A 24345-nucleotide genomic window follows, 5' to 3' on the forward strand; every position below is an offset into this window, starting at 1 on the left:
AAGCGAAAGTCTGAACAGAAATGCAGGTGTATCCAAGTTGGAAATGATTTCACTCAAGTATCCGTTAACGGACATTCCGGAGACGCTCCGGGATCATTCGCTTTCGATCGCGATCGGCCATTTCGACGGTGTGCATCGCGGGCATCAGAACGTCATTAAACAGGCAGTAGCGCTGGCCAAAAGCAAAGGGCTGCTGTCCGCTGTCATGACGTTTAGCCCGCATCCCAAAGAAGTGCTGGGTCAAGGCGACCGTTATTTCAATAGTCTTACGCCGTTTGAGACCAAAGCTTCCTTGTTCGAGGAGCTTGGCGTAGACCTTGTCTTCGTAATGGAATTCGATAAAACGTTTGCGGCTATTTCGCCGCAGCAATTTGTCGATGAGGTGCTCCGGCCGCTGAGAGCGCGTCAAATTGTCGTTGGCTTTGACTTCATGTTTGGCTTCAAGGGTCAAGGCAATGCCGAAATGATGCGCAGCTTGGGTGCGCCGGACATTGATGTCGAAATTATAGAGCCGCTGTTCGAGAACGGCATCAAGGTGAGCAGCACTTATGTGCGCGAGGCACTGGAGCAGGGCGGCATTGAACTGGCTGCCAACTTGCTCAGCCGTCCTTACGAGATTAAAGGCGTGGTCGTGCATGGAGACGGGCGCGGCCGGACGATTGGTTTCCCGACGGCCAATCTTGAAATTTCCGACCGCTACGTTGCTCCGCGTCTTGGCGTCTTTGCCGTATCAGGCGAAGTAGCAGGCAAGCCGTTCTATGGTGTTCTGAACCATGGAATGAAGCCTACGTTTAATAAAGAAGAGATCCGGCCGGTTATGGAAGTGCATCTCTTCGACTTTAACCAGGACATTTACGGGGAAGCGATAACAGTACGGTTCCACGATTTCATCCGACCAGAGCAAAAATTCGGCTCGGTACAAGAGCTGATCGCTCAAATTGGGCTGGATTCGGATAAAGTCAAACAATTATTCAATCTCGGTTAAGGCCGCGGCATTTACTTGCCTATGCCATTGTGTTATACTGAGTAACGTTGCGGACCGGCCCATTTATGGAGGACGCAATCTGAACCTTAGCTTGGATGTCCGCTCTCACCGGCGGTACCTGGGCTAACGGCGATTATTTTAATTTTTCAAGGAGGTGAACGAGGATGGCAATTACACAAGAGCGTAAACAAGAACTGATCGAAACGCACAAAACACATGCGAGCGATACAGGGTCACCAGAGGTTCAAGTCGCTATCCTGACTGAAAACATCGTGAACTTGACTCAGCACTTGCGGGAGCACAAGAAAGATCACCACTCCCGTCGTGGTTTGCTCAAGATGGTAGGTCAACGCCGTAAGCTGTTGGCATACCTGAAAAACAAAGATGTTAGACGTTATAGCGCTTTGATCGAAAAACTCGGCCTTCGCCGCTAGAATCTGTTTCATGAAAAGCAACCTGGCTGTTTTGCCGTCCGGGCTTCCCGGAGCCGGCATTAGCGGGTTGCTTTTTGTAATATCAAAAGGTACAGCAGGATATGCCAACGCTGTTGGCGAATGGTATCAATGCCAACTGTTACATTACAAACTAGGAGGGATTACATTTGCAACAAGTCGAAATGTTGTTGGGCGGCAGAAAGCTTGTCCTGGAGACAGGCCGTCTCGCCAAGCAAGCAAATGCCGCTGTAACCGTACGTTACGGGGATACCGTTATTTTGTGTACGGTAACGGCTTCAACGGGACCAAAGGATCTTGATTTCTTCCCGCTGACAGTCAACTATGAAGAGCGCATGTACGCAGTCGGTAAAATTCCCGGCGGCTTCATTAAACGCGAAGGACGTCCAAGCGAGAAAGCGATTCTGTCGAGCCGCTTGACTGACCGCCCGATTCGTCCGTTATTCCCTGAAGGCTTCCGCAACGATGTGCAAATCGCGAACATCGTGATGAGCGTGGATCAGGATTGCCCGCCTGAAATTGCGGCAATGATTGGTACATCTGCAGCACTTGCTATCTCTGACGTTCCATTTGACGGTCCAATCGGCGGCGTAAGCGTTGGCCGTGTCAATGGCCAATTCGTTATTAATCCGACTGTCGAGCAAGGACAGCAGACGGATATTTTCGTCGTTGTCGCAGGTACGAAAGACGCGATCATGATGGTGGAAGCGGAAGGCGATGAAGTCGGCGAAGACGTGATGCTGGAAGCAATCATGTTCGGACATGACGAAATTAAAAAAATCGTTGCGACGATTGAAGAGCTCGTAGCAGATGCCGGCAAGCCGAAGATGGAAGTGAAGCTCCATGCGGTTGACGCTGGTGTTAACGAAGCGGTTCGCGCTTATGCGTCTGAGCGCCTCGTACAAGCCATCCGTATCGAAGAGAAGCATGCGCGCCAAGAAGCGATTGACGCAGTCAACAGCGAAACGGTTGCACATTTCGAAGAAGTGTATGCGGAAACGCCTGAGCTTATCGGCGATGTAAAAGAAGTGCTGTATGACATCGTTAAAGAAGAAGTTCGCCGTTTGATTACACATGATAAAGTTCGTCCCGATGGACGCGGCCTTGCCGAAATTCGTCCGATCGAATGCGACGTCGCTTTGCTTCCGCGTACACACGGCTCTGGTCTGTTCACGCGTGGACAAACCCAAGCACTTAGCATCTGTACACTCGGCGCGCTTGGCGACGTTCAAATTTTGGATGGCGTCAGCCCTGAAGAAACGAAACGCTTCATGCATCATTACAACTTCCCGCCATTCAGCGTTGGCGAAGCAAGACCGCTCCGTCCTCCAGGCCGCCGCGAGATTGGCCACGGTGCACTCGGCGAACGCGCATTGTCGAAGGTTATTCCTTCTGAAGCTGAATTCCCATATGCGATCCGTCTCGTTTCCGAGGTTTTGGAATCCAACGGTTCGACTTCCCAAGCAAGCATTTGCGCAAGTACGCTTGCAATGATGGATGCGGGCGTTCCGATTAAAGCTCCAGTAGCGGGTATCGCAATGGGCTTGATCAAGGACGGCGACCATTTCTCCATCTTGTCCGACATTCAAGGGATGGAAGATCATCTCGGCGATATGGACTTTAAAGTTGCAGGTACGGCGCAAGGCGTAACGGCCATTCAAATGGATATCAAAATCAACGGTATCGACCGTGCAATTTTGTCCCAGGCACTGGAGCAAGCACGTGAGGGCCGGATGCATATTTTGGGCAAAATGAATGAAGTAATGTCCGAGTCGCGTAAAAACCTGTCGCAGTACGCTCCGAAAATTTTGACGCTCCGTATTCATCCGGACAAAATCCGTGACGTTATCGGCTCCGGCGGCAAAATCATCAACAAAATCATCGAGGAAACCGGCGTGAAAATCGATATCGAGCAAGACGGCATGGTTTACATCGCTTCTTCTAACGAAGAGATGAACCAACGTGCGAAAGCGATCATCGAAGGTATCGTCAAAGAGGTTGTTATCGGTGAAGTTTATCTCGGAACCGTTAAACGAATTGAAAAATTCGGCGCATTCGTTGAAATTTTGCCGAACAAAGATGGTCTTGTCCACATTTCCCAGCTTGCTAACGAACGTGTAGCTAAAGTTGAAGACGTTGTGGCGATTGGCGACCAAATTACGGTAAAAGTAACCGAGATCGACCAGCAGGGCCGGATCAACCTGTCCCGTAAAGCTGTTCTTGCACCTCAAGTACCGGCGCAGTAAGTCTAGCTTCTGCGCTTTCCATATGGTTTGAATGCAAAGAGTCAGAGTGAATCTGTCTCTTTTTGTTTTTTTTACCGGACTTGGTCTTCGGCTTGCATAATCTCGTCCATTTCTTCATACATTTTGAGCAAGCGTCTTGTCTGCATAACCGGCAAAGACGTTAACCGATGATGAAGGTGGAGCTAAATATATGAACTTGCGAACGAAAATCGGTTGGATAGGCGTGTGCATGGCGGCGTTTATTGCAGCCTTTAGCTTGAATCTTGGCGGCATTGGCGATTATGTGGCATCGGTCAAAGCGAACGGTGCAGCTAAGGCTGCCGTAAAGCCATTGTTCAGCGAGCAGGAGCTGAGCGAGTTGCGGCAAACGATCGCCGGCGAGGCGGAGAAGCAGCGGATTGCTCCTGTAGACGCGCGAATCGACCGGGTATGGAAAGCTATTCCCGGGTATAACGGCGTAGAAGTCGATATCGACAAAAGCGTTGAAAAAACAGTTGCAACAGGGGCGCTGACCCCGATTCAATTCGTATATAAGGAAGTTGCTCCAGAAGTATCGCTCCGGGATCTAGGCAGATTTCCAATTTTCAAAGGCAATCCGGAGAAAAAAATGATTGCTTTTATGATCAATGTCGCATGGGGCAATGAATACATACAACCGATTCTCGATACGCTGGAGAAGGAGCAGGTGAAGGCTACCTTTTTCTTAGACGGCTCCTGGCTGAAGAAATATCCGGACGTTGCCAAGCAAATACAGGCGAAGGGACATGAGATGTCCAACCATGCTTATTCACATCCGAATATGAGCGAGCTTGGCCGGCAGGCTGCTTATACGCAAATATCCAAAACAGAGGATTTGTTAAAGTCGACGCTAGCGGTTGACAACAAATGGTTTGCGCCGCCATCGGGCGACTACAACCAGACGACGATACAAGTTGCGGCAGAGCAAGGGCTTATGACGGTGCTGTGGACGATCGATACGGTGGATTGGAAAAAGCCTCCTCCCGATACGATTATGCGCCGCATTTCGGCGAAGCTGGAGCCAGGTGCGCTTATTCTCATGCATCCGACAGCCTCCTCCCGCGATGCACTGCCCGGCATGATCCGAGATGCGAAGCAGAAGGGCTATGCAATCGGTACGGTAAGCGAACTGCTGTCATCGAGCCGAGTGCCTTCAGTTGTTGAGCCGGAGTCATAATTTTGATAAACTGATTGGAAGCACGAGCTTCCGGAATGCGGAAAGCCCGTGCTTATGGCAGAACTACATTCAGCTTGCTAAGGAGGACGTTTGTGAATAAATATACACTCAGCAACGGACTTAGAGTCGTTGTGGAATATATTCCTACTTTTCGGTCGGTCGCATTCGGTATATGGGTAAAGACGGGTTCACGGAATGAAACGCCGGACAACAACGGAATTTCACACTTTGTCGAACATATGCTGTTCAAAGGAACTAATAAACGGTCTGCTAAAGACATCGCGGACTTATTCGATGGCATCGGCGGCAACGTCAACGCTTTTACATCGAAGGAGTACACTTGCTATTTCGCTAAAGTGCTGGATCAGCATTTGCCGTTAGCGGTCGATGCACTGGCCGATATGTTTTTCGAATCGAAGCTTGATGCCGGGGAGCTGGCGAAAGAGAAAAACGTGATTTTGGAAGAAATCTCGATGTATGAGGATACGCCGGATGACAAGGTACATGACGAGGCTTCCCGCGCCGCTTACGGCGATCACCCGCTTGCCTATTCCATTTTAGGCTTGGAAGAGCGTCTGACGGCAATGAATTCCGATTCTCTGCGCGATTATATGAACGATACATATACGATTGAAAATACCGTTATCAGCGTTGCAGGCAACGTAGAGGAGAAAGCGCTGCTGGAGCTGCTGGAAAGCCAATTCGGCCGCTTTAGCGCGCGAGGAAGCTCAGCGCCGGTACAAGCGCCGGGCTTTCATGGCGATTATATTTTCTTTAAGAAAAAGACGGAGCAGAACCATATTTGCCTATCGTTCCCGGGTTGTTCCATTAGCGATCCGCAGCTGTATTCAATGATTCTGCTTAACAATGCGCTTGGCGGAGGCATGAGCTCCCGCTTGTTCCAAGAAATCCGGGAGAAGCGCGGCTTGGCTTATTCCGTCTATTCCTACCATACCTCCTATGCGGACACAGGCTTATTCACGATCTATGCCGGAACGGCACCGAAGCAGACGAAGGAAGTGCTCGATCTGACGATGGAGCAGCTGGAGGAGCTTGCAGTGAAGGGGCTAGGCGACGATGAATTGAACCGCGGCAAAGAGCAGCTTAAAGGCAGCTTGATTTTAAGTCTGGAGAGCACGAGCAGCCGGATGAACCGGCTCGGGAAAAACGAGCTTATGCTCGGACGTCATTATACGCTTGACGAATTGCTGAAACGAATCGATAATGTGACGATGGACGACGTGCGCGAAGTGACGAAACGGATGCTTTCCGTGCCGTTCGCGGTCGCAATGGTCGGCTCGAACGATAAAGCAGCGGCACAATTGGGGAGGAATCGTTTTGTTTCAGGTACTGTTTAAAAGGCTGGAAGGCAATGAAGATATTCAATTGCCGAATAAAATGTCGGAATGGGCGGCAGGCTTTGACCTGCAAGCCGCTGTCGGCGAACCGGTCGTGCTTGCACCGGGAGAGCGCAAGCTTATTCCAACCGGATTCGCAATGGCGATGCCTGCGCAGCTTGAGGCGCAAATCCGTCCAAGAAGCGGCCTGGCCTACAAGCATGGCATTACCTGCTTGAATTCGCCGGGAACAATTGACGCAGATTACCGGGGCGAAGTGAAGGTGCTGTTAGTCAATTTGGGACAGGAGCCATTCACAATTACACGCGGCGAACGAATTGCGCAAATGGTGTTTCAGCAAATTCCGGCCATTGAAATCGCATTGGCTGATGAGCTGCCGGATACGGTTCGCGGAGCCGGGGGCTTTGGCCATACAGGCGTATAGCTTCGAATGAAAGAGTCGGTTTTTCCTGCAATTATTGCAGGGGAAACCGGCTCTTTTTTTGTCTGTGACTCCATGGAGAAGCGGCCATCTAAAGGGAACGGCAAGGAGCAAGAAGGCAGATGTCTTTTTTTTTCACCCATTCTGGGCGCTGGCATAAGATGATTTATAACTCGTGCGCAGAAAGGAGTGATAGCTGCATGTTAACAGGCATTCAAGTGCTGCTGCTTGGCGGCGATGCAAGGCAGCTCGAGGTCATTCGGAAGCTGTCTGAATTGGATGCGACGGTGACTGTGTCGGGCTTCGAGGGGCTGCATTCTTCGCTAGATGGGGCGGTACATGCCGAGTTTGACGAGCAACTGTTCGATAACATCGACGCGCTGCTGCTGCCTGCGGTCGGCACAGACGACCAGGGCTTGATTCATACCGTGTTCAGCGATCGCGAGATTAGGCTCCTGGATCAGCACCTCGCCCGTGCGCCTAAGCATTGCAAAGTCTATACAGGCATGGCGAAGCCGTACCTCCGGAATATTTGCCGGGAGCAGGGGCTGGAGCTTATCGAATTGTTTGACCGGGATGACGTTGCCATATACAACTCCATTCCAACAGCCGAGGGTGCGATTATGCTCGCTATCCAGAATACCGATATTACGATTCACGGCTCAACTTCAATGGTGCTTGGCTTCGGCCGGACCGGCTTCACGATGGCCCGCACCCTCCAGGGATTGGGTGCAGATGTACTCATCGGCGTTAGGCGAACAGAGCATTTTGCAAGGGCTGCGGAAATGGGCTTCAAGCCTTTCTACACCAGTAAACTGCTGGAGTATACAGGCAATATTGACTTGCTTTTTAATACAATTCCGACTATGATAGTCACAGCGCAAATTATAGCGAATTTACCTTCGCGGGCCGTTATTATTGACCTCGCTTCCAAGCCTGGCGGAACCGATTTCCGCTTCGCCGAGAAACGGGGAATCAAGGCGATGCTCGCGCCCGGCCTGCCCGGTATCGTTGCACCCAAAACAGCTGGACGAATCATAGCCGATTGTTTGTCTCAATTGATTATGGACGATTCGATAAAGCGGGGGAATGGGCAATGAACTGGTCGGGATTAACGGTAGGATACGCATTATCAGGGTCGCACTGCACGCTTGCCGAAATTATGCCGCAAATCGCTAGATTTGTTGACGCAGGAGCGAATGTCATTCCGATTGTCTCTAATACGATTATGACGACGGATACACGTTTTGGCACTTCGGAAGAATGGCAAACGCAGTTAAAAGCGATAACGGGCAATGAGATTATTTCTACGATTGTGCAAGCGGAACCGCTTGGACCATCTAAACAGATCGACGTGCTATTGATTGCGCCATGCACGGGCAATACGACAAGCAGACTTGCAAATGCGCTCACGGATAGTGCCGTATTAATGGCGGCAAAAGCGCAAATGAGAAATGGAAGACCAGTCGTGCTTGCAATTTCTACGAATGACGGACTTGGGTTGAATGCCGCAAACATCGCAAAGCTGTTAGTGGCTAAACATATTTATTTTGTGCCTTTCGGCCAAGATAACCCCGTTCAAAAACCGAACTCACTAGTAGCCAGAATGGATTTGGCACTGGAGACATGCGAGGCCGCGCTGCAAGGGAAACAACTGCAGCCGCTGCTTATTGAACGGTTCAATTACTAGTATTTATTTTTATTCCATTTTATTTGTTGTTCAAAGATAGAGGGGAGAATTACGACAGATGTCCAATCAGAAATTGTTTAACGTTGCGGTAGTAGGCGCAACAGGCGCAGTAGGGGAACAAATACTGAACTTGCTCGATACGAGAAATTTTCCTATCCGCGAATTGAAGCTGTTGTCCTCGGCTCGTTCCGCTGGCACCAAATTAAAGTTCAAAGGCCAAGAAGTAACCGTAGAGGAAGCAACTCCGGACAGCTTCAAGGGCGTTGATATAGCATTGTTCAGCGCCGGGGGCGACGTGACTAAAGCGCTCGCTCCTCATGCGGTGGAGCATGGCACGATCTGTATTGACAACACGAACGCTTACCGTATGGATCCGAATACGCCGCTTGTCGTTCCGGAAGTGAACATTGAGAAAGTAAGCGAGCACAAAGGCATTATTGCGAATCCGAACTGCTCGACGATTCAAATGGTAGCAGCTTTGAAGCCGCTGCAGGACAAATACGGCATCAGCCGTATTATTGTCTCGACATATCAAGCGGTATCGGGCGCTGGCGCACGCGCAATTGACGAGATGCTTCGCCAAACTCGCGCTGCATTGGACGGCGAACCGGTTAACCCGGATATTTTGCCAGTAGGCAGCTTGCCTGTTAAGCATCAAATTGCTTTCAACGCTGTTCCGCAAATTGATAAATTCCAAGACAACGGCTACACGCTGGAAGAAATGAAGATGGTCCGCGAGACGAAAAAAATTATGAACGACGAATCGATCGAAGTAACCGCTACTTGCGTTCGTATTCCAGTCGTTTACGGCCATTCCGAATCCGTATATGTTGAACTGAAAAATAATTATGACCTGGAAGATGTCAAACAGCTGCTCGAGAACGCGCCAGGCGTAACGCTGGTGGATGATCCGGCGAATCAGCAATACCCATTGGCAACAGACGCTGCAGGCAAACCAGACGTATTTGTCGGCCGCCTGAGACGGGATCTGGGCCATGAGCGCGGACTTAACCTGTGGATCGTTTCCGATAATCTGATGAAGGGCGCCGCATGGAACGCCGTTCAAATTGCAGAGCATATCGCAAAAGGCTAAAGGTAAAGGTTGACGGCAATATTGACATCTTGCTATCGGTACCGGAGGATAAATATTCATGCGCATCCTGGTTCAGAAATTCGGGGGCACGTCACTTTCGTCCGATAATGCTAGAAATCACTGTGTAGAACATATTGCCAGAGAGCTGAAGAACGGTTTCCGTATCGTCGTTGTCGTTTCGGCGATGGGTCGCAAAGGCGACCCGTACGCTACGGATACCCTGCTTCAGCTCATTCGCGATAACGGCGACCATTTACCGCCCCGCGAGCGGGATATGCTGCTAGGCTGCGGAGAGATTATTGCCGCTTCAGCCTTATGCAGCCTGCTCTGCTCGCGGGGCATTGCTGCAGTTGTGCTTAATGGAGGCCAGGCGGGCATTCGGACGGATGAGCAATTCGGCCATGCGCGCATTAAAGAGCTCCATCCCGACCGGATGCTGTCCCATTTGAGAGATGGCGAGGTTGTGATCGTAACCGGTTTTCAAGGCAGTACAGAGTACGGTGACATGACTACGTTAGGCCGGGGAGGAAGCGATACCTCGGCTACCGCGATAGGCGCAGCTCTTCGCGCAGATTGTGTAGACATATATACCGATGTGAATGGAATATTGACAGCTGATCCTCGCTTGGTTAAAGACGCGAAGCCGCTGCTGGTCGTCGGCTATGCTGAAATATGCAATATGGCGCGCCAGGGAGCAAAGGTCATTCATCCCCGTGCAGTAGAAATTGCACAGCAAGCCCGCATCCCGATTCGGGTACGCTCCACTTTTTCCGATGATGAAGGAACGCTTGTAACTGACAGGCCGGAGCTTGCTAAGGGTTATGTAAGCGATCGTCACGTAACTGGCATTGCTCATGTATCCGGTATTACGCAAATTTCGGTGCAAGCGATAGAAGGCCGCTCTGACGTGCAATTGCAAGTGTTTCAGACGATGGCCCGCAATCATATTAGCGTTGACTTTATTAACGTAACGCCAAGCGGCGCGGTGTACACGGTATTCGATGACGACGCCGACCGTGCGGTTCGTTTGCTTCAAGATATTGGATATTTACCGACTGCAATCAACGGCTGTGCGAAAGTGTCGGTCATCGGCGGGGGCATGAACGGTGTGCCCGGCGTCATGGCGCGAATCGTCGAAGCATTGACGGAACAAGGCATTACAATTATGCAATCGGCGGATTCGAACACGACGATATGGGTACTTGTGAAGGAGCCGGATATGGCCCCTGCGCTACAAGCGCTTCACGCCAAGTTTGGACTTCATTTATAATAGTAACAGTGCATAATTGCTCGTAAAGTTTTGTAGGAGGTTTTTTGGATGGATTATGGAAGGTTAATTACGGCAATGGTCACACCATTTGATACAAATGGTCAGATCGACTGGGAAGTTACCGGCCGCCTGATCGATTATCTAATTGAAGAACAGCTCAGCGATACTCTGGTCGTATCGGGAACGACGGGCGAGTCGCCTACGTTGACGGACGAGGAGAAATTGGCATTGTTCCGCTTTTCAGTAGAACGCGCAGGCGGACGCTGCAAAATTATTGCAGGAACGGGCAGCAACAATACAGCGCATTCCATCCATCTGACGAAGGAAGCGGAGGCTTGCGGTGTAGACGGCGTTCTGCTCGTCACTCCTTACTATAACAAGCCGAACCAAGAAGGACTCTATCAGCATTTCAAAGCGATTGCAGAATCTACGACTTTGCCGGTCGTTCTCTATAACGTCCCTGGACGTACTGGAATTAACCTGTCGGCTGAAACGACAATCCGTCTGGCTCAACTGGACAATGTCGTAGCGACAAAAGATTGCGCAAGCCCGGATCAGTTGACGCAGATTGTAGCTGGCGCTCCATCATCATTCCGCGTCTATAGCGGGGACGACAGTGCTACGTTGACAACGCTTGCGGTCGGCGGACATGGCATTATCAGTGTAGCCAGCCACGTTATCGGGGCAAAAATGAAGCAGCTCATTGAAGCCTATCTGGGCGGCGACGTTCGCCGGGCTGCTGTACTTCATCAGGAATGCCATCCGGTGTTCAAAGGACTGTTCGAGAGTCCGCATCCGGTTCCAAATCCGGTTGCCGTCAAGTACGCTCTTACCTTGAAAGGTATCCCAGTCGGCAGCGTGAGACTTCCGCTCGTTGCAGCAACAGAAGCGGAAAAAGAATTTATTAGCAAATTAATATAGGACTTATAGAAGAGGCGGTGCAGGATGATTCCTGCACCGCCTTTGCTTTGTTTGCTGAGGCTGCTGTTCCGGGTCTCGCTGCGCGTTTTGGTTCAAGCTGCCGTTCTTGATTCCATTGTGCGATCGCTTACACGATGTCAAAATGGTTAGAATCTGCGAAAAGTCATCCTGAACTCAAAACGCTCCGCTCAGCCTATGTGTGCAAACTGATGCGAGCAGACACGGGGACTCGCTGCGCGTTTTGGTTCATGCTGCCATTCTAGATTCAATTTTCTCATCGTTTTACACGACGTCAAAATGGATCGAATCGTCGAAAAGTCATCCTGAACTCAAAACGCTCCGCTCGCCCTATACGTGCAAACTGATGCGAGCAGACACGGGGTCTCGCTGCGCGTTTTGGTTCATGCTGCCGTTCTAGATTCCATTGCGCCATCGCTTACACGATGTCAAAATGGTTAGAATCTGCGAAAAGTCATCCTGAACTCAAAACGCTCCGCTCGCCTAAATACGTGCTGCTGATGCGATCATACACACTATAATGCTAGTTGCTTTTACGTTTTCTATAGCCTGGTGCGAATCAAAATGCAATAGTACATGTTGTCAGCTGAGTTTTCGACGTTTTACCGCTTCAAAATGCAAATGTGCAGTTTGATTGGCCCGAATAGCCTCTAAATCGTGAAATTTAGCGATTTCAACTGCACTTTTGCATTTTGAACGCTGTTTTGGTACCTTTGGGGCTTATCTACCTGCACTTTTACATTTTGTTTTGTGCTTTAGCTAGGAAGGCTAGTAGGCGGAAGTTGAGTCGCATTCGGCAGACGTTCTACATGGCTACATGGTCGAAATAGGTTACTCTATATATGGCGAGGCAGGGATATACTGCTTCGCCTTTTTGATGTGAGCTTGGTAAGCCGGTGTTTGACGTATCATGTAACGTTCCTGCTGAGACGAATATTTCAACATGTGTTTGCTTGACGGCCTGTATAAGAGGGGGAGGCAAGCTCCACCGTTCTTCTTTTAAAAAGAAACATATCATGAAAACAAGAGACGGAGTAAGCGAATGATTCTGGAGAAGCGGCAGCGCTCGCCTTTGTATCCGGATTCCAACCCTTTAGGTTAGTCGAAGGAATCTGGAAGCAACAGCGATCGGAAGAACATTCGTTTACGCAGGCGGCAATGTAGACATGTAAGAGGGAAATAGTTTGTGTTCTCTCAATTTTTTCCTGTATAATGGGTTCAAACAACGGTTCGGCAATGATTGGCATTTCGGCATCTCACCGGAGTTCGCCCCAGGCAAGGGACGGCCACGGTCATAAAAGGGAGGGAATCGCTTGTCAAAGAAGAACGGTACGGATAAATTGCTCGTTTTTGCGCTAGGCGGAGTGGGTGAGATCGGCAAAAATATGTATGTCATCCAATACGCAGACGATATTGTTGTGGTGGACGCCGGGCTGAAATTTCCGGAGGAGGACATGCTCGGCATCGATATCGTCATTCCGGATATTTCGTATTTGCTAGAAAATCGGGAAAAAGTTCGCGGCATCGTCATCACGCACGGTCATGAAGATCATATCGGTGGTCTGCCTTACGTCCTGAAGGAGCTTAATGTGCCTGTATACGGCACGAAGCTAACGTTAGGACTAATTGAAGGCAAGCTGAAGGAAGCGGGATTGTTGGGCGAAACAAAGCGGGAATTAATCCATGCCGACTCGGAGATCGAATTGGGTCAAATACGAGTCTCCTTCTTCAAGACGAATCACAGCATTCCCGATTCAGTAGGCGTCTGTCTCGATACACCAGAGGGCAGTGTCGTTCATACCGGTGATTTTAAATTCGATTACACGCCCGTGAACGGACAATATGCGGATTTGCAGCGAATAGCAGGTATTGGTCAGCGTGGTGTTCTCGTGCTGCTGTCGGACAGTACCAATGCGGAAAGGCCGGGCTACACCCCTTCGGAGAAAAATGTAGGCGAGGAGCTTGAAGATTTGTTCTACAAAGCGCCTCAGCGGGTTGTGGTCGCAACCTTTGCCTCCAATGTTCATCGTGTCCAGCAGGTTATTCATGCTGCGGAAGCGACGAATCGCAAGATCGCCGTTATCGGCCGCAGTATGGTTAATGTCGTCAACATCGCCTCCGAGCTTGGTTACTTGCATGTCCCCGAAGGGATGCTGATTGAACCGGAGGAAGTCAATAAGCTGGCGGCCGACCGCGTCGTTATTTTATGTACGGGAAGCCAAGGGGAGCCGATGTCCGCTCTAACCCGGATGGCCCGGGCTACGCACCGGAAGGTTGATATTTTGCCAGGTGATACGGTTATTATTGCGGCAACGCCAATTCCCGGCAATGAGCGTTATGTGGGCCGGACGGTTGATGAGTTGTTCCGGCTCGGCGCACATGTGGTGTATGGTCCGGGTTCGGTGTCAGGCGTTCATGTCTCAGGGCATGGCAGCCAGGAAGAGTTAAAGCTCATGCTGAATTTAATTAAGCCTAAATATTTTATCCCGATTCACGGTGAGTACCGTATGCTTCGTTTGCATGCCGGCTTGGGTGAAGATGTAGGCATTGAACGAGACCATATTTTTGTCTTGGAGAATGGGGAAACGGTCGAGTTTCATGACGGCGACGCGAGGAGGGGCTCGAAGGTACAGGCCGGAAATGTGCTGATCGACGGTCTTGGCGTCGGGGATGTAGGCAACATCGTGCTTCGTGACCGGAAGCTTTTGTCGCAGGACGGCATTCTTGTCGTTGTCGTTACGCTAAGCAAGCAAGACGGGACAATTATGTCTGGCCCCGATATTATTTCACGCGGTTTTGTATATGTCCGAGAAGCGGAAGGAATGCTGGATGAAGCCGGGAAAATCGTGACGTCGACGCTAAATCGATTGATGAACGATAAGGTGAATGAGTGGGCTTCTCTCAAAACAAGCGTGAAAGATGCGCTGGGACGCTATCTCTACGAACAGACGAGGCGCCGACCGATGATTTTGCCTATTATTATGGAAGTGTAACTATAGAAACCTTTGAGAGACCGATGCTGAGCGGCAAGCCGCCGCCAAGCGGTCTCTTTTTATCTGTATAAATTCAGCAGTCGACCTCATACTATGACAAGCCGCAGCAATTGCAGCGACATTGTTGATGAGGGGGACTTAATGCTATGTGGAGCCACCATTCCATGCCATTATCGAATGAGCAGCAGCCTGACCCGGCTGCCGATGAGAAGAAAAAGAACAGTACGATCGTTGAAACGATCCAGCAGCTTGGACAAACGACAACGCCAGTTGCCGAATCCAATATTCATTGCATGACGATCATTGGTCAAATCGAGGGCCATATCGTATTGCCTCCGCAAAATAAGACGACGAAATATGAGCATCTAATACCGCAGTTGGTGGCAGCCGAGCAGAATGCCAAAATCGAAGGTATTCTGATCGTGCTGAACACGGTTGGCGGCGATGTGGAGGCAGGTCTTGCGATTGCCGAAATTATCGCTTCATTATCTAAACCGACCGTGACGCTCGTACTGGGGGGCGGTCATTCTATCGGCGTTCCAATCGCTGTAGCCGGGGATATGTCATTCATTGCTGCTACAGCGACGATGACGATTCACCCGATTCGTCTGAACGGACTCGTTATCGGAGTGCCGCAAACCTTCGAATATTTGGACAAAATGCAGGAGCGGGTCGTCCGGTTTGTCACGATGCACTCCAACGTTACGGAAGAAACGTTTAAAGATCTTATGTTCAAGACAGGCGAGCTTACCCGCGATATCGGGACGACCGTAATCGGATCGGATGCGGTCAAGCACGGCCTGATCGATTCGGTTGGCGGACTTGGAGAAGCGCTGAAGGAGCTTAACCGCCGGATTGCTGAACGCAAGCCTGCAGGAGCGGGTCAGCCGGGGCCGGGGGTGTACAATTAATGACGCTTTATACGATTATGCCTTTGGAGACAGTTCTGGATGGTATGGCAAGCGCTGCTGAAGCAAATCAGCCTACGTCCCAGCAAATATGGCTTCACGGCATTCATATGGAAGTGGTTCCTGTTGCGCCGGGTATGGTAAAGATCGTCAGACTTCTGCAATGCCAGCTGAATGATTATTTGAATCCGCAGTTTACACCGGGCTCCATTATGATGTACGGACAAAATGATGTACAAAACTGAAAGAGAAAATAGGAACATTTGTCCACCTATGGTATAATGTTAAACCAGAGGTGACAAAAAGTTGGCTAAAAAGAGAAGAAAAAAGAAATCGATTGCATCCAATTTAAAATATGAAGTTTACGGTATTTTACTTATAACGGTGTCTGTAATTGCCTTATCAGGAGGGGCGACGGTCGGCCGGTCGTTGTCCAAGCTGTTTGGCCTGTTTTTGGGCAAATTTTATTTTGTGCTGGCACTGGTCGGTATTTATGTCGGGCTTTCCGTCATGGTCAAGCGGGCTTGGCCGAAGGGCTGGTCGCATCGCCGTACAGGCATATTGATTTTCGTACTGGCGTTAGCGCTGTGGAGCTCAGTCGCGATGATCGACAAATCGCTGGCACCATCCTCGGAGCTATCCGGCGGGCTGATCTTCGAGCAGTTAAGCTCTTCGATCAGGCTGGAGCTGCTTACCTTTGACGGAGCGGATGACCGTCCGATGAACGAAAAGGACATTAGCGGCGGCTACATTGGCGCCATTGAGTACTCCATGCTGTTCATGCTGTTCGGCTATTTCGGGGCCAAGCTCATTATGTGGGTCATGTTCGCTATCTCGCTAATGCTGATGACCGGCAAATCATATGTTGAAATGGGCCGTCTTGTTAAGGGCAAGCTGATCAAGCTGTTCAAGCTGTTTGCGGCAAAATGGAACCAGAGAGCTGCACTTAGAGCGGCAACTGCCGCCGCTGCTGCGAAAGCGCCACGTGCAGCCGATTCACAAGGTTATGCACAAGATGATGACGCTATTGATGAGGATGAGGATTTTCCGCTTACGCCAAGAAAGAAGAAGCGCTCCCTATTCTTCTCATGGCTGCAGCAGGATAAAAGCGGGCAAGCCGGCAAGCAAGATGATTGGTCCCTTGATGATGAAGAAGATGACGAGCACCATCTGAACGGAATGAGTCCGCATTGGGCTAAGAATGGGAATGGTGAAGTTACAGCTGGAGGTTGGGATCATAATGATGACCCGATTGAACAGCAGCCGATACAGGAACGGGATCCGAATCATTTACAAGAAACTATACATAACCCGCCCGATGAAGTGCCTTGGGAGACTGTCCCTACAATCCCGGAGCCGGATGCCGAACAGCATCATCCGGAAGCTGCAATAGATGAACAAACCTATCCGCCTTCGCCTCCTTATCCAGAAGAAGATCCGGTTGAGGAGGAGTGGACAGGGACTTGGCCGCAGCAATCCGCTGAGGATGAACAGCGGATGGAAGAACCTCTCGGCGATTTACCGGAAGACGATCCTGCAGCGATTACAGGTGAACAATCGGATACAGCAGCAGCACTCGCTGCCGTTTTGGTTAAAGAAGCAACTGAATCAGCTGATTCTGCATCACCGGTTCCCGCTGTGCCGCAACCGAAGCCCTATATGCTACCGCCGTTTTCCTTGCTCTCCAAGCCAAGCTTATTGGCAAGAGGAGGGGATGGAGCCGACTCTATTGATGCAAAGAGAAAGCTGGAAGCGACGCTTGAAAGCTTTGGCGTTCGAGCTAAAGTGCTGGACGTTGTCCGCGGGCCAGCCGTTACCCGATATGAAGTTCAGCCGGCTACAGGCGTTAAGGTAAGCCGAATTGTCAGCTTGACAGACGATATCGCACTTGCCCTTGCAGCCAAGGATATCCGGATGGAAGCTCCAATTCCAGGCAAGTCGGCTATCGGCATCGAGGTGCCGAATATGGAAGTATCGGTCGTTACGATGCGCGAGGTTATGGAGACTCCGGCCTTCCATAACGCACCGTCGAAGCTGTCTATCGCGTTTGGACGGGATATTTCCGGCCAGCCGATTATCGGCAATCTTGCCCGCATGCCTCACTTGCTTGTAGCAGGGGCAACCGGCTCGGGCAAATCGGTCTGCATCAACGGTATTATTACGAGCATTTTGTACAAAGCGAAGCCGGACGAAGTGAAATTTCTGATGGTCGATCCGAAAATGGTCGAGCTGAACGTATACAACGGCATCCCGCATTTGCTGGCTCCAGTCGTCACAGATCCGCGGAGAGCGTCTCTGGCATTGAAGAAGATCGTTGTCGAGATGGAGAAGCGCTATGAGCTGTTCTCTAAATCGGCAACAAGAAATATTGAAGGCTACAACAATTTGATGGCGGATAATCCGAAAGCAGTGCTGCCGTATATCGTTGTTATCGTCGATGAGCTTGCTGACTTGATGATGGTTGCCGCTGGCGACGTAGAGGATTCTATCGCCCGTCTGGCTCAAATGGCCCGCGCGGCAGGCATCCATCTCATAATTGCAACACAGCGTCCGTCTGTAGACGTCATTACCGGTGTCATCAAAGCCAACATTCCTTCCCGGATCGCATTTGGCGTATCATCGCAAGTGGATTCGCGGACCATTCTCGACATGGTCGGAGCGGAGAAGCTGTTAGGCCGCGGTGATATGCTGTTCCTGCCTGTTGGCATGTCCAAGCCGCTTCGCGTGCAAGGCGCCTTCCTCTCTGATCAAGAGGTGGAAGCTCTCGTCGATTACTCGAGGGGACAAGCCGAAGCGGAATATAAAGAGGATCTTGTTCCTGAAGTTGAGGAAGAGTCCAATGATCCTAATGATATTGTAGATGAATTATACGATCAAGCGGTGCAAATCGTGCTGGAAGCGAAGCAGGCATCTGTCTCGCTATTGCAAAGGCGGATGCGCATCGGGTATACGAGGGCAGCCCGCTTGATTGACCAGATGGAAGCCCGCTCTATCGTTGGCCCTTACGAGGGCAGCAAGCCGCGTGAAGTGTTGCTTACGATGGATCAATATCAGGCAGGAAGGATATCGTCTTAGGACGATATCCTTTTTTGTATGGGGATGCTACAGTTGCCATTCGATGCATAGAACGAAAGCTCATTTCTCATACTAGTGCTAGGCAACGCTGCATGAAGCTAACTAACTTGCTATGAGAAAGGCAGATCCCTAGATGAGAAACCGTTTAATTGTAATGACCGCGTTAATCGTCATGCTCGTATTCGGAACGTTCTCGTTACAGCATTTGATGAATGGCAAGGCGGAAGAAACATTCAGTAACGCAACGTTGAAAGTCGGCTCCTCCGGCAAGGATGTTTATGAGCTGCAAGGAAGACTTAAATATTTGGGGTACTACAACGGTAAGATTGACGGTCAATTCGGCACAAGCACGAAAAACGCCGTTACTTGGTTCCAGTGGAAATTCGGCATGAAATCGGATGGGGTTGTAGGCGCCAAAACGAAGCTGAAGCTTTGGGAGGCCACAAAGAACTGGAAGCCAACTGCTGAGGAGACCGGCAATGCCGGAGCGGGAGCTGGCAGCGGCGGCACCGGTACGGGAAGCGGATCTGGAAATACTGGAGGAAATTCAGGCAGCGGTTCCGCCTTGGATAAGTCCAACAAGCTTGGCCTCTCGAAGGGTGATCTCCAGATCATGGCCAACGCTGTTTATGGCGAAGCTCGAGGCGAACCCTATGAAGGTCAAGTAGCGGTTGCAGCGGTTATTCTGAACCGTCTGAAATCGCCAAGCTTTCCGAATTCGATCTCGGGCGTTATTTTTCAGCCAGGGGCCTTCACAGCCGTTGCCGACGGCCAGATTTACTTGACGCCAAACGAGAAAGCGGCACAAGCGGTTCAAGATGCGATCAACGGCTGGGACCCTAGCGGCGGCTGTCTGTATTATTTCAATCCGGTGACAGCAACCTCCAAATGGATTTGGACCAGACCGCAAGTGAAGACGATCGGCAAACACATTTTCTGTATGTAAAAGCAAATTGCGGTTCCGAAGAAGCAGCCGGCCTTGCCCTTGCGCAGGCCCAGGTTGCTTCTTCCATTTCGGTTAAGTTAGAATGGTATAGGCAAGGTGTAATTGGAATACATTTACTCCAGCAGAACCAAATTTGCAGTTTTACACAAGGAAGGAGCTAACGGAGTGACCCTATTTGAGAGAGGGCAGCTGGGCCGGATTCGGCTTCATGTGCTGCCGACTACACGATTTAAAACTTTTGCGATTTCGTTATTCGCAGGCGTTCCGTTATCGGAGGATACAGTGACCGAGACGGCGCTCGCTCCCTTCGTACTTCGTAGAGGAACTGCTTCCACTCCGGAGACGAAAGCCTTTCGCGAACGGCTTGATGATTTGTACGGGGCTGGCTTTGGCTTTGACGTATATAAAAGAGGCGATTCGCAGATCGTCCAGTTTCGAATGGATGTCATTAACGATCAATTCGTCTCTTCCAGCAGTCCGCTTCTGGACGCTTCGCTGAAGCTGTTAGGGGAGGTTGTCACCGATCCTTGTACGGAAAACGGCGCTTTTCGCGCGAAATATGTGGAGGCTGAGAAGCAGACGCTGACGAAACGGCTGGAGTCGATTGTTAACGATAAAATCCGTTATGCGGCTGAACGCTGCCTGGAGGAGATGTGCGAAGGCGATCCGTATCGTCTGCATCCCCTTGGCAAGCTGGAGGATATAGCGGCTATTACAGCGGAATCCCTCTATCGCCGATATGAGCAGTGGCTGGAAGAAGCGGTCTTTGATTTATATGTCGTGGGAGATACGACACTGGATGAAGTGACGGCGCTCGTCCAGCAGTATTTCCGTCCTAAAGCGGGCGTACCTGGGGTGTATACAGTGGCGAACGCCCGCCATGAAAGAGGCGATGTGAAAACCGTCGTCGAACGGATGGACGTCAGTCAGGGCAAGCTGAATCTGGGTCTGCGCACAGGCATTTTGTATGGGGATGACGATTATGCAGCATCGCTGATGTACAACGGCATCCTTGGCGGCTACCCGCATTCGAAGCTGTTCCTGAACGTCAGGGAAAAGGAAAGCCTTGCGTATTACGCATCATCGAGGCTTGATGGACATAAAGGAATTTGCACCATCCAATCCGGTATTGAAATTCAGAATTACGACCGGGCTGTCGCCATTATCAAGGAGCAGCTTGAAAGCATGAAGCGCGGAGAACTGACGGAGCTTGAAATTAGCCAGACGAAAGCGATGATCTCCAATCATTTGCGGGAGCTGCAGGACAGCGCTTATGAAATGATCGCTTACGACTTCAATGCCGTATTGTCGGGCAAAGACCGCAGCGCGCAGCAGCTGCTCGATCAGATCCAGTCGGTAGGACCGGATGATATCGTTCGAGTAGCCAACCGCGTTGAGCTGGATACGATCTATTATTTGCGAGACCGGAAGGAGGCTTAACAGACATGGAGACACTCGAGTATAAAAATGTGCAGGAGACGCTGTACCGCGAAGTGCTGGACAACGGACTTGAAGTGATCGTGCTGCCGAAGCCCGGTTTTCAAAAAACGTATGCGACATTTGCAACCAAATACGGCTCTGTCGACAACCGTTTTGCTGTTGAAGGGGAAGAGCCGTCCAAAATGCCGGACGGAATCGCCCATTTTCTCGAGCATAAAATGTTCGAGGAGCCAACCGGCGACATTTTTGCAACGTTCGCTTCCCAAGGCGCTTCTGCCAACGCGTTTACAAGCTTTGACCGTACGGTCTATTTGTTCTCCGCAACGGAGCAAATCACAGCTAATCTGGAGACGCTGATCGATTTTGTGCAAAATCCTTATTTTACGGACGAGAACGTCAATAAGGAAAAGGGCATTATCGAGCAGGAGATCAATATGTACAAGGATAATCCCGACTGGCAGGTTTATTTCGGGCTTATCGATGCGATGTACCATAACCATCCGATTCATATCGATATTGCCGGTACGGTGGAGTCGATCTATCAGATCGACAAGGAAACGCTGTATCGCTGCTACGAAAACTTTTACCATCCGTCCAACATGCTGCTGTTCGTTGTAGGGGGTGTCGATGCGGCGGAAGTGTTTGAGCTTGTGAGGAACAATCAGGCAAATAAAAACTTCAAGCCGCAAGGCGAAATTCACCGTTACTTCGAAGATGAGCCGGCCAGTGTCAAAATTCCGCGTAAAGTAACGAAGCTTCCGGTATCGCTGCCTAAAGTGATGTTTGGCTTTAAGGAGAAGCATACTGGCTTGCCGCCTGCGGAGCTGCTGGAGCAGGAAGTATTGTCGAAGCTGATGCTGGATGCTTTGTTTGGAGCGAGCTCCTCGCTTTATCAGGATCTGTATGAGGAAAATTTAATCTCCGATTCATTCGGCTCGGAATTCAATTCCAGCGACAACTACGCTTTCTCGGTTATAGGTGGCGACAGTCCTGATCCGGAGGCGCTGCTCGGCAAAGTTCGCGCCGCAGTGGAGGAAGCGCTGAAAACCGGCATTTCTGAAGAAGCTTTCGAGCGTTCGAAACGGAAAAAAATCGGCAGTTATTTGCGAATGCTTAATTCCCCTGAAGCGATCGCCAGCGAATTTACACGCTACCGGTTCCGCGACAGCGATATGTTCGATCTGCTTCCGCTGTATGAGAACAGCACGCTGGAGCAGGTTAATGCACGGCTTCGCGAGCATTTCGATTTCGGCCAAGTGGCTGTGTCGATCGTGGAAAAAGCGGGGGAATGACGAACATTCGTCAATCAACCGTATTGGTGACCGGGGGAAGCCGTGGAATTGGCGCTGCGATTGCGCAGCGCTTTGCCGCGGAAGGCGCCAATATTGTTATCCATTATTTAGAGTCGCATGAAGCGGCGAACCAGACAGCGCGGGCCTGCATGCGGCTTGGCGCCAACGTCATGACGATCACTGCGGATCTGCGTTCGAGAGAACAGCTGCTCCGAATGCGGGATAAGCTGGAGGCCAACGGCATGCTGCCTGACATTCTAGTCAACAACGGCGGCATTTCCCATTACGGCATGCTGATGGACGTGACCGAGCAGGAATGGGACGACGTCATGACCGTAAATTTGAAGGGCATGTTCCTTTGCAGTCAAATTTTCATGCCGTCCATGATTGCGAATCGTTATGGCCGGATTATTAACGTTTCTTCCGTCTGGGGGATGTCAGGCGCTTCCTGTGAGGTGCTGTACTCCACGACTAAAGGCGGCATGAACGCCTTCACGAAAGCGTTGGCGAAGGAGCTGGCGCCTACTGGGATTACTGTCAACGCCGTCGCTCCGGGAGCGGTCGATACCATGATGATGGACGGGTTCGACGCCGAGGAGAAGGCTGCGCTTGAACAGGAAATTCCGCTTGGCCGATTTGGACAGCCTGATGAGATCGCTTCGCTCGTCTATTTTCTGGCGCTGCCCGAATCCTCTTACATAACAGGGCAAATTATTAGCCCGAACGGCGGCTGGCATACCTGATTTGCATAATTGCACAGATGTTGCGGCACAATATTGACTGTTGTTCATTCTCTTCATTTACACTCAGGAGGCGAAGAAACGAATGTCAGTGCTCAGCAACTTTGCGAACTTTAAGCAGTTTTTGGCTGAACGTGTAGACCAGGCGAAAGCTTCGGGCATGACCGAGGAAATGATTACGAATCTGGCCTATGAGATCGGCTCCTTTCTTGATGAGAAAGTCGATCCCAAAAACGAACAGCAGCGCGTGCTGAAAGAGCTTTGGGATGCAGGCGACGAGTCGGAGAAAAAGACGATTGCGAACTTGATGGTGAAGCTCGTCGATCATCGATAAGGCTGCATAGGATACCCAGCAGAAAAGCCTCCAATTCGGAGGCTTTTCTGCAATGTTTCCGATGAAGGTTGCAGGATTGTAGCGAAAATTGTAGAATAAGCTTTTAGTAAGCGGCATTTTTCGCGCAGCAATGATTAATGATTCCAGCGTTGCGCAATACTGACATCAACAGGCTTGGGGCGGTGACCATTCATGGAAAGCAAGCAGTATTATATGGAGTACAAAATACATAAAAACAGGCCCGGGCTGCTAGGTGATATAGCATCTCTTCTTGGCATGCTGGAAGTAAACATTATGACGATCAACGGTGTAGAAGACCGGACAAGGGGCATGCTGCTGCAGACGGATGATGAAGAGAAAATCGTCCTGCTTGGCAAAATGCTGCAAAAGGTAGACAACATTACGGTTAACAAGCTGCGGACGCCGACGATTGTCGATATTTTGGCAGTGCGGCATGGCCGCTACATCGAGAGAGATTCAGATGACCGGAAGACGTTCCGTTTTACACGGGATGAGCTTGGCCTGCTTGTCGATTTTCTCGGTGAAGTATTTAAGCGGGACGGCAATCAAGTGATTGGCTTGCGCGGGATGCCCCGCGTCGGGAAGACAGAATCGATCATCGCCGGCAGCGTTTGCTCGAATAAGCGATGGACCTTCGTATCGTCGACATTGCTGCGGCAGACTGTCAGAAGCCAACTGTCAGAGGATGAGATGACGAACAACAATATCTTTATTATTGACGGTATTGTAAGCACGATTCGTTCCAATGAGAAGCATTATGCGCTGCTTCAAGAGATTATGGCGATGCCTTCCACTAAAGTTATCGAGCATCCGGATATTTTTATTAAGGAATCCCATTATGACTACAGCCATTTTGATATGATTATCGAGCTTCGCAACACACCGGACGAAGAAATTACGTATGAATCGTTCACGGCTAACTACACGGACGAATTCTAGAGAGAGGA

Annotated in this window: 21 protein-coding genes; all 21 read left to right on the forward strand. The window is 50.4% G+C overall.

Features of this window, described 5'->3' with window-relative positions; all coding sequences use genetic code 11:
• Nucleotides 1-43: 43 nt before the first annotated feature.
• The gene (locus ACFVVF_RS00940; RefSeq protein WP_387808711.1) at nucleotides 44-985 is read left to right on the forward strand and encodes a bifunctional riboflavin kinase/FAD synthetase; all 942 of its coding nucleotides are present in this window, start codon (nucleotides 44-46) and stop codon (nucleotides 983-985) included.
• A gap of 164 nt (nucleotides 986-1149) precedes the next feature.
• Complete coding sequence (gene rpsO / locus ACFVVF_RS00945) at nucleotides 1150-1419, forward strand: 30S ribosomal protein S15 (protein WP_042160574.1); 270 nt, start codon at nucleotides 1150-1152, stop codon at nucleotides 1417-1419.
• A gap of 182 nt (nucleotides 1420-1601) precedes the next feature.
• Entirely contained in the window at nucleotides 1602-3683 is a 2082-nt protein-coding gene (pnp, locus tag ACFVVF_RS00950; RefSeq protein WP_387808714.1) for a polyribonucleotide nucleotidyltransferase, read from the forward strand.
• A 190-nt stretch (nucleotides 3684-3873) separates the two neighbouring features.
• Complete coding sequence (locus tag ACFVVF_RS00955; RefSeq protein ID WP_387804559.1) at nucleotides 3874-4878, forward strand: polysaccharide deacetylase family protein; 1005 nt, start codon at nucleotides 3874-3876, stop codon at nucleotides 4876-4878.
• A 92-nt stretch (nucleotides 4879-4970) separates the two neighbouring features.
• Complete coding sequence (locus tag ACFVVF_RS00960; RefSeq protein WP_387804561.1) at nucleotides 4971-6236, forward strand: M16 family metallopeptidase; 1266 nt, start codon at nucleotides 4971-4973, stop codon at nucleotides 6234-6236.
• A complete protein-coding gene (gene dut, locus ACFVVF_RS00965) occupies nucleotides 6217-6660 on the forward strand; it encodes a dUTP diphosphatase (protein ID WP_387804562.1) in 444 nt (147 codons plus the stop codon). The genes ACFVVF_RS00960 and dut overlap by 20 nt, the downstream gene beginning before the upstream one ends.
• Before the next feature lie 197 nt (nucleotides 6661-6857).
• Nucleotides 6858-7757, forward strand: a complete 900-nt coding sequence (gene dpsA, locus ACFVVF_RS00970) for a dipicolinate synthase subunit DpsA (RefSeq protein WP_387804564.1) — start codon at nucleotides 6858-6860, stop codon at nucleotides 7755-7757.
• A complete protein-coding gene (locus ACFVVF_RS00975; protein ID WP_042160583.1) occupies nucleotides 7754-8347 on the forward strand; it encodes a dipicolinate synthase subunit B in 594 nt (197 codons plus the stop codon). Before dpsA ends, ACFVVF_RS00975 begins: the two co-directional genes overlap by 4 nt.
• 58 nt (nucleotides 8348-8405) lie before the next feature.
• A complete protein-coding gene (locus tag ACFVVF_RS00980; RefSeq protein ID WP_387804567.1) occupies nucleotides 8406-9440 on the forward strand; it encodes an aspartate-semialdehyde dehydrogenase in 1035 nt (344 codons plus the stop codon).
• Between the two features lie 58 nt (nucleotides 9441-9498).
• Nucleotides 9499-10710 (forward strand): aspartate kinase, encoded by a 1212-nt coding sequence (gene dapG / locus ACFVVF_RS00985; RefSeq protein ID WP_387804569.1) that lies wholly within the window; start codon nucleotides 9499-9501, stop codon nucleotides 10708-10710.
• A gap of 48 nt (nucleotides 10711-10758) precedes the next feature.
• A complete protein-coding gene (gene dapA / locus ACFVVF_RS00990) occupies nucleotides 10759-11631 on the forward strand; it encodes a 4-hydroxy-tetrahydrodipicolinate synthase (protein ID WP_387804571.1) in 873 nt (290 codons plus the stop codon).
• Between the two features lie 1331 nt (nucleotides 11632-12962).
• Nucleotides 12963-14642, forward strand: coding sequence for a ribonuclease J (locus ACFVVF_RS00995; protein ID WP_387804573.1), 1680 nt, complete (start codon nucleotides 12963-12965; stop codon nucleotides 14640-14642).
• A gap of 164 nt (nucleotides 14643-14806) precedes the next feature.
• Complete coding sequence (locus ACFVVF_RS01000) at nucleotides 14807-15553, forward strand: ClpP family protease (protein WP_387804575.1); 747 nt, start codon at nucleotides 14807-14809, stop codon at nucleotides 15551-15553.
• Nucleotides 15553-15795, forward strand: coding sequence for a YlzJ-like family protein (locus tag ACFVVF_RS01005; RefSeq protein ID WP_387804577.1), 243 nt, complete (start codon nucleotides 15553-15555; stop codon nucleotides 15793-15795). Before ACFVVF_RS01000 ends, ACFVVF_RS01005 begins: the two co-directional genes overlap by 1 nt.
• Before the next feature lie 61 nt (nucleotides 15796-15856).
• Nucleotides 15857-18625, forward strand: coding sequence for an FtsK/SpoIIIE family DNA translocase (locus ACFVVF_RS01010; RefSeq protein ID WP_387804579.1), 2769 nt, complete (start codon nucleotides 15857-15859; stop codon nucleotides 18623-18625).
• Nucleotides 18626-18758: 133 nt separating this feature from the next.
• A complete protein-coding gene (gene sleB, locus ACFVVF_RS01015; RefSeq protein WP_387804581.1) occupies nucleotides 18759-19571 on the forward strand; it encodes a spore cortex-lytic enzyme in 813 nt (270 codons plus the stop codon).
• A 165-nt stretch (nucleotides 19572-19736) separates the two neighbouring features.
• Nucleotides 19737-21011, forward strand: coding sequence for an EF-P 5-aminopentanol modification-associated protein YfmF (gene yfmF, locus ACFVVF_RS01020; RefSeq protein WP_387804583.1), 1275 nt, complete (start codon nucleotides 19737-19739; stop codon nucleotides 21009-21011).
• Between the two features lie 5 nt (nucleotides 21012-21016).
• Nucleotides 21017-22303 carry an EF-P 5-aminopentanol modification-associated protein YfmH gene (gene yfmH, locus ACFVVF_RS01025; protein ID WP_387804585.1) on the forward strand — a complete coding sequence of 429 codons (1287 nt, stop codon included), beginning with the start codon at nucleotides 21017-21019 and terminating at the stop codon, nucleotides 22301-22303.
• Nucleotides 22300-23046, forward strand: coding sequence for an elongation factor P 5-aminopentanone reductase (gene ymfI, locus ACFVVF_RS01030; RefSeq protein WP_387804587.1), 747 nt, complete (start codon nucleotides 22300-22302; stop codon nucleotides 23044-23046). The genes yfmH and ymfI overlap by 4 nt, the downstream gene beginning before the upstream one ends.
• A gap of 82 nt (nucleotides 23047-23128) precedes the next feature.
• On the forward strand, nucleotides 23129-23377 hold the full coding sequence (locus ACFVVF_RS01035) for a DUF3243 domain-containing protein (protein WP_387804589.1): 249 nt from the start codon (nucleotides 23129-23131) through the stop codon (nucleotides 23375-23377).
• Between the two features lie 192 nt (nucleotides 23378-23569).
• Nucleotides 23570-24337, forward strand: coding sequence for a DUF3388 domain-containing protein (locus tag ACFVVF_RS01040; RefSeq protein WP_042160605.1), 768 nt, complete (start codon nucleotides 23570-23572; stop codon nucleotides 24335-24337).
• The last annotated feature ends 8 nt before the right edge of the window (nucleotides 24338-24345 follow it).

Origin of the sequence: Paenibacillus sp. NPDC058174 (genome assembly GCF_042883865.1) — a bacterium.
Classification (GTDB): Bacteria; Bacillota; Bacilli; order Paenibacillales; family Paenibacillaceae; genus Pristimantibacillus.